9 protein-coding genes are annotated in these 13,292 nt (G+C 75.8%); 4 read left to right on the forward strand and 5 right to left on the reverse strand.

The genetic code is table 11. From position 1 onward, the window contains the following. Nucleotides 1-143: 143 nt before the first annotated feature. Nucleotides 144-1,568 carry a rifampin monooxygenase gene (rox, locus tag AB0R04_RS32955; RefSeq protein WP_363377278.1) on the forward strand — a complete coding sequence of 475 codons (1,425 nt, stop codon included), beginning with the start codon at nt 144-146 and terminating at the stop codon, nt 1,566-1,568. A gap of 71 nt (nt 1,569-1,639) precedes the next feature. Here the strand turns inward: rox and AB0R04_RS32960 are convergent, their stop codons facing one another. From AB0R04_RS32960 to AB0R04_RS32980, 5 genes are all read right to left on the reverse strand, one after another. Continuing rightward, the gene (locus AB0R04_RS32960; RefSeq protein ID WP_363377279.1) at nt 1,640-2,503 is read right to left on the reverse strand and encodes a biotin-dependent carboxyltransferase family protein; all 864 of its coding nucleotides are present in this window, start codon (nt 2,501-2,503) and stop codon (nt 1,640-1,642) included. Between the two features lie 94 nt (nt 2,504-2,597). Continuing rightward, nucleotides 2,598-3,224: a 5-oxoprolinase subunit PxpB gene (pxpB, locus tag AB0R04_RS32965; protein WP_363377280.1), complete on the reverse strand. Its 627-nt coding sequence runs from the start codon at nt 3,222-3,224 to the stop codon at nt 2,598-2,600. Continuing rightward, nucleotides 3,221-3,997: a 5-oxoprolinase subunit PxpA gene (locus AB0R04_RS32970; RefSeq protein WP_244293516.1), complete on the reverse strand. Its 777-nt coding sequence runs from the start codon at nt 3,995-3,997 to the stop codon at nt 3,221-3,223. The genes pxpB and AB0R04_RS32970 overlap by 4 nt, the downstream gene beginning before the upstream one ends. 140 nt (nt 3,998-4,137) lie before the next feature. Then, nucleotides 4,138-4,674, reverse strand: coding sequence for a hypothetical protein (locus AB0R04_RS32975; RefSeq protein WP_063350180.1), 537 nt, complete (start codon nt 4,672-4,674; stop codon nt 4,138-4,140). A gap of 261 nt (nt 4,675-4,935) precedes the next feature. Then, nucleotides 4,936-5,976, reverse strand: coding sequence for an IPT/TIG domain-containing protein (locus tag AB0R04_RS32980; protein WP_363377281.1), 1,041 nt, complete (start codon nt 5,974-5,976; stop codon nt 4,936-4,938). A gap of 194 nt (nt 5,977-6,170) precedes the next feature. Between AB0R04_RS32980 and AB0R04_RS32985 the strand changes: the two genes are divergently transcribed. The 3 genes from AB0R04_RS32985 to AB0R04_RS32995 all read left to right on the forward strand — a co-directional run bounded on the left by AB0R04_RS32985 (nt 6,171) and on the right by AB0R04_RS32995 (nt 13,287). Continuing rightward, nucleotides 6,171-7,715, forward strand: a complete 1,545-nt coding sequence (locus AB0R04_RS32985; protein WP_244293721.1) for a hypothetical protein — start codon at nt 6,171-6,173, stop codon at nt 7,713-7,715. A gap of 66 nt (nt 7,716-7,781) precedes the next feature. Continuing rightward, nucleotides 7,782-8,657, forward strand: a complete 876-nt coding sequence (locus AB0R04_RS32990; protein WP_063350182.1) for a hypothetical protein — start codon at nt 7,782-7,784, stop codon at nt 8,655-8,657. 37 nt (nt 8,658-8,694) lie between these two features. Continuing rightward, nucleotides 8,695-13,287, forward strand: coding sequence for a hypothetical protein (locus AB0R04_RS32995; RefSeq protein ID WP_363377282.1), 4,593 nt, complete (start codon nt 8,695-8,697; stop codon nt 13,285-13,287). Nucleotides 13,288-13,292 lie beyond the last annotated feature (5 nt).

Raw genomic sequence — 13,292 nt, forward strand, 5'->3', positions numbered from 1 at the left:
GGAAACAACGAAGGCAAGGAGGTCACCGACTCTCCTTGCCACTCTCAAGGTATAGCGCGCCGGGGGGCTTGCGGCAAGGCCCCGGTCGTGCCGCAGAATGACCGGCCGAAGCCGGGATCTGCGGGCATATCTGGGGGTTTGTGATGATTGACGTGATCGTGGTCGGTGCCGGGCCGACCGGTTTGATGCTGGCCGGCGAGTTGCGGTTGCACGGCGTGCAGGTACTCGTGCTGGAGAAGGAGGCGGAGCGGCCCCTGCCGGCCCGGGCGCGCGGTCTGCACGCGCGCAGTCTTGAGGTGATGGACCAGCGCGGGCTGCTGGAGCGGTTCCTCCCGCTCGGCCGGAAGTTCGAGGTCGGCGGCTTCTTCGCCGGCATCGGCAAGGAGTGGCCGGAGCGGCTGGACACCACCCAGGCGTACGTCCTGGCCATCCCGCAGGCGGTCACCGAGCGGCTGTTGACCGAGCACGCGACCGAACTCGGCGCCGAGCTCCGGCGCGGCTGCGAACTGGTGGGGCTGAGCCAGGACGAGGGCGGGGTGAGTGTCGAACTGGCCGACGGCACGCGGCTGCGCTCGCGCTACCTCGTCGGCTGCGACGGAGGCCGCAGTGCGGTGCGCAAGCTGCTCGGCGTCGGCTTCCCCGGCGAGCCCTCCAGGGTGGAGACGCTGCTGGGCGACATGGGGCTGGCGGAGGAGCCGGAGACGATCGCCGCCGTCATCGCGGAGGTCCGCAAGACCCAGCTGCGGTTCGGCGCCATCCCCGAGGGGGACGGGGTGTACCGCGTCGTGGTGCCAGCCGAGGGGGTGGCCGAGGATCGTACGGCTGCTCCGACCTTCGAGGAGTTCAAGCGTCAGCTGCGGGCCGTCGCGGGCACCGACTTCGGGGCGCACTCGCCACGCTGGCTCTCGCGCTTCGGCGACGCCACCCGGCTGGCCGAGCGCTACCGGGTCGGCCGGGTGCTGCTGGCCGGCGACGCGGCGCACATCCACCCGCCGACCGGCGGGCAGGGGCTCAACCTCGGCGTCCAGGACGCGTTCAACCTGGGCTGGAAGCTGGCCGCCGAGGTCGACGGCTGGGCGCCGGAGGGGCTGCTGGACAGCTACCACGCCGAACGGCACCCGGTGGCCGCCGACGTGCTGGACAACACCCGCGCGCAGATCCAGTTGATGTCCCTGGAGCCCGGCGCCCAGGCGGTGCGCCGGCTGCTGGCGGAGCTGATGGAGTTCGAGGAGGTGAACCGGTACCTGATCGAGAAGATCATCGCGATCGGGGTCCGCTACGACCTCGGCGAAGGGCATGAACTGCTCGGCCGCCGGCTGCGCGACGTGCAGCTGAAGCGCGGCCGTCTCTACGGGCTGATGCACGGCGGCCGCGGGCTGCTGCTCGACCAGACCGGCGGGCTCTCGGTGGCGGGCTGGGCGGACCGGGTCGACCATGTCGTCGACGTCAGCGACGAGTTGGACGTGCCCGCGGTGCTGCTGCGCCCGGACGGCCACGTGGCCTGGGTCGGCGAGGACCAGCAGGGCCTGCGCGGCCACCTGTCCAGGTGGTTCGGCGCCCCCGCCTGAATGCACCGCCGCGGCTGGCTTCGGTGGTGCAGGAACCGCGATCGCGCCGGGAGGCGTGCTGTCGCGGCCGCTCAGCGCTCCCGCAGCAGTACGAAGCGCACCGGCGTGCCCGGGCGTGCCTGGGCGGCCGCCGCGAGGTCGGCGGCGGGGACGACGCCGATCACCGGGTAGCCGCCGGTGGTCGGGTGGTCGGCCAGGAAGACCACCGGCCGCCCGTCCGGCGGGATCTGCACCGCGCCCAACACCATGCCCTCACTGGGTAGTTCACCCGCCCGGGCGCGGGTGACCGGCGGGCCCTCGGTGCGCAGCCCGATCCGGTTGCCGGCCGGGGAGACCAGGTACCCGTCGCGGGCCAGCCGGGTCAGCGCCGCAGGCTCGAACCAGTCCGCGCGCGGGCCGAGCCGCAGCCGCAGCACCAGTTCGGCCGGGGGAGCGGGCAGCGGCACCAGGTCGGGCCGGGGGCGGTCGGGCGGAGGCGGGCCGACCGGCAGCCGGTCGCCGGCGGCGAGCGGGGCCGGTCCGAGGCCGGAGAGCAGGTCCGTCGAGCGGCTGCCCAGGACCGGCGGGACGGCGATCGCGCCCGCGACCGCCAGGTAGCCGCGCACCCCGGCGGTCGCCGCCCCCACCTCCAGCACCGCCCCGGCCGGCACCGCGACCGGCGCACCCCACGCGGCCGCCCGCCCGTCCACCCGGACGGGCGAGGGTGCGCCGGTGACGGCCACGACCACCGGCCCGAGGGCGCGCAGGGCGACCCCGCCGAGCGTGGTCTCCAGCCCGGCGGCGCCCGGCTCGTTGCCGACCAGCCGGTTCGCCGCCCGCAGCGCGGGCTCGTCCAGCGCCCCGGCCCTGGGCACCCCGAGGTGGGCGACGCCGCGCCGTCCGAGGTCCTGGACGGTGGTCAACGGCCCGGGCCGCACCACCAGCAAACCGCTCAACGCCCCCACCCCGTCCGCCGCCGTCCCGCCCCCGGCCGCCCCGTCCGCCGTCGTCCGGGGCCCGCGCGCCGCCCGCCGTCGGCCCGCACCCCCGCTACGCCCGTTCCGCCGTGAACCGCACCCGCACCCCGGGCGCCAGCAGCGCCGCCGGCTCGCGCCCGGTGTCCCAGAGCGCGAGCCCGGTGCACCCGATCAGCTGCCAGCCGCCGGGGGAGGAGCCCGGGTAGACGCCGGTGTACGGGCCGGCCAGGGCGACCGATCCGACCGGGACGCTGCTGCGCGGGGTGGCCCGGCGCGGGACCTCGTACCGGGGCGGCAGTCCGGTCAGGTAGCCGAAGCCGGGCGCGAACCCGCAGAAGGCGACCACGTACTCGGGCCCGGTGTGGATCCGTACGGCGGCCTCCTCGGACACCCCCCACAGCGCGGCGACCTCGGCGAGGTCGGCGCCGTCGTACACCGTCGGCACCTCCACCAGCGGCCCGGTCGCCGCCGCGGCCGCCGACGGACGGGCCGTGCGCAGCAGGGCCGCCAGCGCGTCGACGTCCGCGACGCCGTCCAGCAGCACCGTGCGCGCGGCCGGCACGATCTCCTCGACCGCGCCGAGCGCCCGGCTCTCCTGCCGCTCGCGCAGCCATCCGTACAGCGCGGCGACCTGCGCCGTGTCGTCGAGTTCGACCAGCAGCGCCCGCTCGCCGACGCGCCGGACGGCGGCGGGCGTCACGTGAACGCCTCCACCCGGACCCCGGCGGAGGCGAGGGCGCCGCGGATCCGCCAGGCGAGCTGGGCGGCGCCGGGGGTGTCGCCGTGGACGCAGAGGGAGCGGGCCTCGACGGCGATCCGTTCGCCGCCGACGGCCTCCACCGAGGCGTCCCGGGCGATGCCGACGGCTCGGGTGATCACCGATTCGGGGTCGTGCACCACGGCGTCCGGGTCGCGGCGCGGGACGAGGGTGCCGGCCCAGGTGTACGCGCGGTCGGCGAAGGCCTCGGCGACGACCGCGAGGCCGACGCCCTCGGCGACGGCGAGCAGCCGGGAGCCGGGCAGTCCGAGCACCGGCAGCGGTCCGTCGCAGACCGCCCCGGCCCGCAGCACGCCGGCCACCACGGCCTCGGCCTGTTCGGAGTCGGTGACCACCCGGTTGTAGAGGGCGCCGTGTGGTTTGACGTAGGAGACCCGGGAGCCGGCCGCGCGGGCGAAGACCTGGAGGGCGCCGATCTGGTAGGCGATCTCGTCGGCGAGCTCCTCCGGGGGGACGTCCATGGCCCGGCGGCCGAAGCCGGCCAGGTCGCGGTAGGAGACCTGGGCGCCGATCCGGACGCCGCGTTCGGCGGCCAGCGCGCAGACCCGGCGCATCGTCGACGGATCTCCCGCGTGGAAGCCGCAGGCGACGTTGGCACTGGTCACCACGGACAGCAGGGCCTCGTCGTCGGTCAGCGTCCAGCGTCCGAACCCCTCACCGAGGTCCGCATTGAGATCGATCACCGCATCGGCCACGCCCGTCCGCCTTCCAGCAGCTGTTGAGCCAGATGGTAGGGCCTGCGGATGAAGGCCGTTGCCCGTGACCCGGGCCCAGGGGGCCCACCGGCGTGCGACCCCTGGTCACACGCCCTGGGGCGGCGCTGGGCGGCTCCGACTCAGCTCGCGGCCACCGGCCCCTGGAAGGAACGTTCCAGCGGGCGCAGCGCCCGCAGCACGATCAGCAGCGGGACGACGCCGACGATTCCGAACGACATGTCGATGAATCGCCAGCCCAGGGGGATCCCCCGCAGCGGCCCGCAGACCAGGGCCAGGGGGATGACGGCGCCGCAGGCGAGCACCGCCCAGCGGATCACCCAGATGTTGCGGACCGGGTCCTTGATCGGGCCCCAGAAGGCGGCGGCGATCACCAGGTGGGCGAAGGCGAGCCAGTCGGTGCCGTAGGCCAGGAAGGGGTAGCGGTCATTGGTCTCCGCGACGCCGGTGCGGACGCGTTCGATCCAGTCCAGTGCGGCCGGGAAGCGGTCGGCCAGCGGCGCGGCCGGCCCGGTCGCGAGATCGGCCAGCCAGCGGGTCTCGGTCTCCAGCGGGAAGGCCGTCAGGCCGCTCAGCACCAGGCAGACCACGAAGATCCAGAGCCAGCGCCGGACTCTGCGCAGTACCGCCGCGGGATCGGTGCCCGGATTGGTGTCCATGGTGCGAACCTCCATGCCGAAGAGCAGGCGGGGCCTTGTCCCGTCTGTGCGGAACCGACTCTAGACCCTTGATTTGAACGTGTTCAACTAGCCCCTGACGTGCGGGCACGCCCCGGACGCCGGGCCGGTACGCGCCCCCGGGCGCCGTGCGGGCGCGCACCCCCGGACGCCGGGCCGGTACGCGCCCCCGGACACGCCGATGCCCGGGTGCCGGAGCACCCGGGCATCGGAACCGCCGGGACTACGCGGTGTACGTCGGGACTACGCGGTGTACGTGAAGGTCACCGGGGCGCTGGTGCCGCCCGCCGTGGTCACCGTGACGCCCACCGGGCCGGGGCCCGCCGCCGCCGGGGAGGTGGCCGAGCAGAAGGACGGGCCGCAGGAGACGTGCGCGGCCGGCACCCCGCCGAACGCGACCGTCCCGTACGTCAGGTTGGTGCCCTGGAGGTACACCTGGGTGCCGCCGGCGGCCGGGCCGCTGGGGTAGGTCAGGTTGCCGACCGTCGGCGCGGGCGGGGGCGGGGGCGGGGCGCCCGTGTAGTCGAAGGCGGCCGGCGCCGCGACCGTGCCGCCGGGCGTCACCACGGAGACGGGTGCGCTGCCCGTGCCGCCGGGCGTGGTCACCGTGCAGGCGGTGTCGGTGCAGGTGCCGGTCGCCGGGACGCCGCCGACCAGCACCATGCCGTGCGCCAGGTTGCTGCCGCTGACGGTCACCGCGGTGCCGCCCGCGCCGGGGCCGGTGGTGGTGTCGAGGCCGTCGACCGTGGGCGGCGCCTGGACGACCGGCGCCGGGGTGGTCCCGTCGACCGACAGGGCCGTCACGTGGCCGGTCGGGTCGGTGTCGTTCGGATTGGACACGGTCACGACGATCTGGCCGGTCAGCTGCTGGGTGTAGTCGCGGCCCACGTTCAGCTTCATGAACTCGTAGCGCCCGGGCCTGCGGGTGCCGATGAGGACGGCGTCCAGGTGGCGCCCGTCGGGCGAGACGGACTCGGTGAAGGTGTAGTCGTACGGGGTGGAGTAGAACATGCCGAGCTCGGTGGTGAGCCCGGGCGGCAGGTCGACGGTGATGTGGGTCGGCCCGGTGAGGTCCTGGGTGCCGGCGGAGGTCCAGCCGACCGAGAGCTTGCCCGGTCCGGGAGGGGTGGTGCCCGGCAGGAAGCCGTTCAGGGCTGCGGTCACGTGCTGCCCCTGAACGGCGGGGGCGTCGGCGGGGGCGGCTGACGAGGCGGCGGCACCGGTGGCGAGGGTGGTCACGGACAGCGCGGCGGCGAAGCCTGCTTTGACCAGTCGAGTGATCATAGGCTGATCATCACGGTAGCGACGCGCAGTCTTCACGGGTTTGCCGAATATCGGTTCGGAATTGGCGGAATCCCGTCGAAATCCCGTTCTGAATTCACCCCCGACACGCCCTCCGGCCTGCCGCGCAGCCCGCCCACAAGGCCCGTTTCGGTCGATGTCGGTGCGAACCTCTAATCTTGTGCACCGTGACCGCCATCGCTGACCCGCCCACCCTGCCCGGCCCCCGGCCGCCCGCCGGGTCCGTCGCGGCGAGGCCCGCGCCCGGCCCCGCCGCCGACGAGGGCCTGGCCCGCCGGCTCAAGGCGCTGGCCTGCACCGCCCCCCTGCACGACCTGGACAACCGCAAGGTCAACCTGGCGGGCGAGTACGGCGGCTACGCGATGGCCGAGGTCGGTCTCGCCGCGATCGACCTGGTCACCCTGCACATGGACTTCGACACCGGCGCCGACCGCGACATAGTGCTCGCCCGCCTGCTGCCCCGGGTCGCCGCCCAGGCCGCCGGCCGCCCCGCCGCCGAGCACGAGCGGGTCGCCCGCTGGGTGCTGGAGTCGCTGATCAACGTCGGCAGCGTCGACCGGGGCTTCCGCGCCGTCTACGGCACCTTCGGCGCGGACGGCGCGTACGTCCGGCGCGACTACGACTTCAAGCTGATCGAGGAGGTCCCCGGCCCCGACGGCGGCGTCTACCTGCGCACCACCGACGAGGCGGTCAACGTCCTGGTCGGCGCGCTCGACACCGACGTCACCTCGGCCCAGATCGCCGCCGAGGTCAAGCTGGAGGTGCTGATCCGTCGCGGCCGCCTGGCCGACGCCCAGCTCGCCGCCGAGCAGGCCCGCTACCGCACCGTGCAGTACGCCGAGACGCTGCGCCGCGCCCTCGACGCGACCCGGCGCAACGTCCGCGCCGTCGACTGGATGCGCGCCATCCCGGACCTCATCGACGAGGCGCTGGACCACATCGCCGACCGCTACCGGCACGAGAACGCGATTCTCACCAACATCCGCAAGGCCCGCGACGAGGCCGAGCCGAACACTCCCGAAGGGGCCGAGAACAAGCGCCGCGCCGCCGAGCTGCTCGACATCGTCAAGGACTGCATCCGCCGCCACACCAAGCTGCAGACCCGCCTGCTGGAGGCCGGCCCGCTGTTCCGCGCCGAGCAGGACCGGCAGGCCTTCGCCACCCCCGGCGCCCGCAGCGGCATCGACCTCTACGGCCAGCTGCTCGCCCCCGTGCTGCGGCTGCCGGTCGAGCAGGCCGTCCGCCCCACCGGTGCCTTCTTCGCCCGCGGCGCCGGCCTGCGCACCCCCGTCTCCGTCCGGGTCGCCGACCTGGTCGACCTGCTGCTCACCCCGCCGGTCGAGCGCGAGCACCTCGGCGCCGAACTGCCCGACCCGGACCTGGTCGCCACCCCGGACGACAGCCGCTTCTCCGAAGCCCAGCTGGAGGCCGCACTGCTCCTGCTCGACCTGCCCGCCGACGCCCCCCGCCGGCTCTCCGGCCTGCTCGCCGAGGCCCGCGGGCAGGACCCGGAGCTGCCGTACCTGGTCGCCCTGCTGGCCGTCCACGCGGCCAGCCCGCCGGTCGGCACCGCCTACCGGCAGGGCGAGGAGCGGCTGCTGTTCGCCGTGGACGACGGCACCCCGCTGCGCGACCCGCAGTTCGGCGGCGCCGACCTGATCGTCGGCAGCGCCCTGCTCGACGCGGCCGGCATGGCCGCCGACCGCAAGGACGCCGGCTGACGAAGCCGCCGTCTCGACGCACCACCAGATCACCCGTACTAGCAACAGCCCCGAGGAGCACCGCCCGTGACGACCCACCACGACACGTCCTGGGCGGCCGAGACCGAACCCGCGGCCCCCGCCCCGATCACCCCGGGCGACGTCGCCGACGCCGCCCGGCTGGTCTCCTTCGGCCTCCAGGCCAAGCTGCTCCCCGCCCGCGACGCCGAGTACGCCGAACTCGTCCGCCGCCACCGCGAGGACCCGCCGTTCGCCCGGCTCGCCGACGCCGTCGCCACCGGCATGGGGCTGGTCGTCCTGGAGGTCTCGCCGCGCGCCGGCATGGCCGTCGCCGCCGCCGAGGACTCGCTGTTCGCCGTCCGGATGGGCGACTACTCGCGCCGCGCCGCCACCGAGTCCACCGACCGCTTCCTGCACGGCCTGGCCCACCTCGCCGTCGCCGCGATGGCCTTCCCCCGGCCCGAGGACCTCGCCGACGACGGCTACCTCGGCCGGATCACCGTCAACGGCGTCGACGCCTTCGTCCGCCAGGCCTGCCGCCGCCTGGAGGAGCAGGCCGCGACCGAGGGCGACAACACCGACCCGCAGTCCGACGCCCCCGGCCTGGAGGCCGCCTGGCGGGTCTGGGCCCGGCGCACCGCCACCGGCGCCACCAAGGACGCCCGCCGGCTCTCCGGTTCCACCATCGGCATCGTCGCCAAGGCCGTGCTGTTCCTGGTCGACTCCGGCTTCCTGCAGAAGGTCTCCGACGACTCCGGCGGCACCTACCGCACCACCGCCCGCTACCAGCTCCAGGTCCGCGACCTGGCCGGCAGCGCGGCCATGGCCGAACTGCTCGACCTCGGCATCGTCCCGGTCTCCGACGGCACTGCCAGCCTGCTGCCGCCGGACACCGGCGACGAACTGGTGGCCGACGCAGGCCTGCCGTTCCACTCGCTCTGACACCCCTACCCGACTCGCCCACGGAGAACCGCCGCACATGTACGAGCTCAACCGGGTCCGCCTCTACTCGATCGGACCGGCCGGCGCCCGCTACGCCGACACGATGCTCGACCTGCGCGGCGTCGGCGAGCCCGTCGCCGACCCGGCCCCGCAGCAGATCGGCCTGTTCGGCGAGGACACCGAGGGCCCGGTCCGCCGCCCCGCCCCGGCCGGCGTGCTCTTCCTGGAGAACGGCGGCGGCAAGTCCGTCCTGCTCAAGCTGATCTTCTCGGTGATGCTCCCCGGCCACCGCAACACCCTCGGCGGCGCCAGCTCCGGCGTGCTGCGCAAGTTCCTGCTCGCCGACGACTGCGGCCACGTCGCGCTGGAGTGGCAGCACACCGTCACCGGCGAGCTGATCGTGGTCGGCAAGGTCAGCGAGTGGCGCGGCCGCCAGGTCTCCTCCGACCCGCGCAAGTTCGCCGAGACCTGGTACTCCTTCCGCCCCGGCCCCGGCCTCACCCTGGACTCGCTGCCGGTCGCCGAACGCATCGGCCTGGCCGGCGACCAGAAGGCCCGCGGCCGCCGCCGCACCATGAAGGGCTTCCGCGACGCCCTCACCGAGGCCGGCAAGGCCCACCCGCACCTCGACCTGGTCTTCGAGGACGGCCACGACCGCTGGACCGAGCACCTCGGCGAACTCGGCCTCGACCCCGAACTCTTCCGCTACCAGCGCGAGATGAACGCCGACGAGGGCGAGGCCGCCGGCCTCTTCGCGGTCAAGCACGACAGCGACTTCACCGACCTGCTGCTGCGCGCCGTCACCGACACCCGGGACACCGACGGCCTCGCCGACCTCGTCCACGGCTTCGCCGCCAAGCTCGGCCGCCGCGCCGAACTCACCGCCGAACGCGACTTCACCGCCGGCTCCCTCGACCTGCTGGAACGCATCGTCGAGGCCACCGGCGCCCGCGAGAGCGTCCGCGAGGCCCACCGCACCGCCGAACGCCGCACCCGCCGCCTCGCCCACGCCCTCACCTCCCGCGCCGCCGCCGAACGCGACCGCGCCCAGGACCTCGCCATCGAGGTCGCCGCCGCCGCGGGCGCCGTCACCGCCGCCGAGGCCGACCGCACCCGGCACACCCTCATCACCGCCGAACTCACCCACCGGCACGCCACCCTGGGCCTCGCCGCGGCCACCGCCGAGGCCGCCGCACTGCGCCGCGAACTCATCGACGCCCGCACCCTGCACTCCGCCTGGCAGGCCGCCGAGGCCGTCCTGCGCCAGCGCGCCGCCGCCGACCGGATCACCCGGGTCGCCGCCGCCATCCGCGAGGCCGAACTCGACGCCGCCCCCGCGCTCGCCGCCCGAGCCCGCGCCGCCACCGCCCTGGCCCGCGCCCTGGAAGGCGCCGCCGCGGCCGCCGAGGCCCGTGCCGACACCGAGGAGCAGCGCGCCGGCGAGCTCCAGGACGACGGCGCCAAGGCCCAGTCCGACGCCACCGAGGCCGCCACCGCCGCCCAGAAGGCCCGCAGCGAGGTCGACCACCTGCGCCAGCGCCTCGCCGAGGTCGAGCAGGAGACCGCCGCCGCCGTCGAGGCCGGCTTCATCGACGCCGACGGCGACGTCGATCCGGCCCGCGCCGCCCTGCACGCCGCCGACGTCGAGCAGGCGGCCGGCGCCGCCCTCGCCCAGGCCCGTACGGCCGCCGAGGCCTGCGCCGCCCGGCTGCGCGAGGCCGCCGCCGCCACCGGCCGCGCCGAACTCGCCGCCGAACGCGCCGGCGACGCCCGCACGGCCGCCGCCCGGGCGCTCGCCGCCGAGCAGCGCACCGCCGCCCTGCTCGCCACCGAGCCGCGCCTCTCCGACCTGCTCTCCCTGACCCCCGCACCCACCGACTGGAGCGAAGACGGGTCAGGGGCCGAGGAGGACGCCGGCTTCCTCACCCCCGCCGTCCTCGACCGCAACGCCGAGTACCTGCGCGAACTCCTCGACGAGTCCATCGCCACCGCCGAACGCACCCTGTTCGACCTGCGCACCGCCGCCGCCGACGACTCCCGCATCCTCGCCGCCCTCGGTGACGGCGGACTGCTGCCGCCCGGCCCGGACGTCCTGGCCACCGTCGAGTACCTCGCTGAGCACGGCATCCCCGCCCTGCCGGGCTGGCGCTACCTCGCCCAGTCCGTCGACCCGGCCGACCACGAGGCGATCCTCGCCGCCCGCCCCGAACTCGTCGACGGCGTCGTCGTCACCGACCCGGCCTCGCTGGAGCGGGCCCGCGAGGCCCTGCAGGCCGCCGCCCTGCTGCCCCGCTCCACCGTCGCCGTCGGCGCCGCCGCCTCCCTGATCGCCCCGATCACCGACCAGCCCGCGTTCTTCCTGGTGCCGCCGAACCCGGCCATGCACGACGAGTCCGCCGCCGACGACGAGCGCCGCGAACTGCGCGCCCGGGCGAGCGCCCGCGAGGAGCACATCCGCGAACTCGCCGCCCGCCTCGGTGCCGACCGCGCCCTCGCCGCCCGCCTCGCCTCCTGGCACGCCAGCTGCCCGCCCGGCACCCTCGCCGAACTCGCCGCCGCCGCCGAGGCCGCCCGCGAGCACGCCGAGCAGGCCGCCGCCGCCCTGGCCACCCTGCGCGCCGACCACGACGAGGCCGAGACCGACCACGCCGCCGCGGCCGCCGCCCACGAGGAGCACCGCGAGGCCGCCCAGCGCGCCCGCCGCCGCGCCGACGCCCTCTCCGGCCTCGCCTTCCGGCTGCGCGAGCGCGCCAACTGGGCCCGCCGCCAGCGCGAACTCGCCGAGGACGCCGCCGAGTGCGACCGCCGCCAGGCCGTCTGCGCCGAACGCGCCCGCACCTGCGACGAGGACCGCCGCGCCGCCCAGCGCGCCGCCGACGACGCCCGCCGCACCGCCCGTACCGTGCGCGCCGAACGCGCCGAGATCCCCGCCGCCGAGCAGGCCGACGAGCCCTCCGAGACGGCCCCCGCCGCACTGCCCGCCCTGCGCGAGGCCTACCGCGCCGCCTCCCAGCTGTACGAGAAGGTCGGCGTCGGCGCCGACCTGCGCGCCGAGCAGGCCCGCGCCGAGGGCGACGAGGCCGCCGCCGCGACCGAACTCGACCGCCTCACCAACAAGGTCCGCACCCGCGCCGAGGAACTCCTCGGCAGCCCCGACGGCGCCGACGGCCCGGCCCGCCAGGCCGCGGCCGCCCGCGCCGAGGACCTGGTCGCCGCCATCGAGGCCCGCTCCGCCGCCGCCAGCGAGCAGCTCGGGCGCCTGCGCGGCGAGGCCGAGCGCTCCGCCCCCGCCGACGGCGAGGCGCACACCGAACTGCCCGAGGACCTCGTCCCCGCCGACCCCGAGCACGCCCAGGTCCTGCTGCGCACCGCCACCAGCCGGCTCGCCGAACGCCGGGAGGCCCTGGACGCCGCCCGCACCGCGCACGCCGACCTGCTACGCACCTTCGACGCCGCCCAGTCGGCCGCCGCCGACTTCGACGAACTCGCCGGCCAGCTGCGCGACGGCCTGCGCGAGCAGCAGGAGGACGACGGCCAGTCCGCCGAGCCCTACCTCGGCTCGCTGCCGGAGGCGCGCGGCACCGCCGCCGAGGCCCGCCGCACCCTGCGCACCGCCGCCGGCGAGCTGTCCTCCGCCGAACTCGCCGTCCGCGACGCCTCCGACGCCCTCGTCCGGCACGCCAACGCCGCCCGCTACGAGGCCGTCCGCACCCCCGCCCGCCAGCAGATCCGCGAACTGCCCGCCGCCGCGCTGCCCGAGCACGCCGCCGCCTGGGCCGCCGCCTTCGCGCCCCGGCTGCGCGTGCTGACCGACGAACTCGCCCAGCTGGAGCGCAACCGCGGCTCGATCGTCGACCGCCTGCGCGGCCTGGTCGAGTCCTCGCTCACCACCCTGCGCGCCGCCCAGCGGCTCTCCCGGCTGCCCGAGGGCCTGGGGGAGTGGTCCGGCCAGGAGTTCCTGCGGATCCGCTTCGAGGACCCGGACCACGCCACCCTGGTCGAGCGCCTCGGCGAGGTCATCGACGAGGCCACCCGCGCCGCCGTCCGCAAGAACAGCGACCTGCGCCGCGACGGCATGTCCCTGCTGCTGCGCGGGGTCGCCGCCGCGATGGGCCCGAAGGGCGTCAGCGTCGAGATCCTCAAGCCGGACGCGGTGCTGCGCGCCGAGCGGGTCGGCGTCGGCCAGATGTCCGACGTCTTCTCCGGCGGACAGCTGCTCACCGCCGCCATCGCGCTGTACTGCACGATGGCCGCGCTGCGCGCCAACGACCGCGGCCAGTCCCAGCTGCGGCACGCCGGCACGCTGTTCCTGGACAACCCGATCGGCCGCGCGAACGCCACCTACCTGCTGGAGCTCCAGCGGGCCGTGGCCGATGCGCTCGGCGTCCAACTGATCTACACCACCGGCCTGTTCGACACCACCGCGCTCGCCGAGTTCCCGCTGGTCATCCGGCTGCGCAACGATGCCGACCTGCGGGCGGGCCTCAAGTACATCTCGGTCGAGGAGCACCTGCGCCCCGGTCTGCCCGCCCCGCAGGACCCGGACGGCCCGGCCATCCACGGCGAGATCACCGCCACCCGGATGTTCAAGCGCCCGGCCGAGGTTCCGGCGCAGTCCTCAACTGACTAGCGTGG

The organism is Kitasatospora sp. NPDC056731 (assembly GCF_040687675.1).
Classification (GTDB): domain Bacteria; phylum Actinomycetota; class Actinomycetes; order Streptomycetales; family Streptomycetaceae; genus Kitasatospora.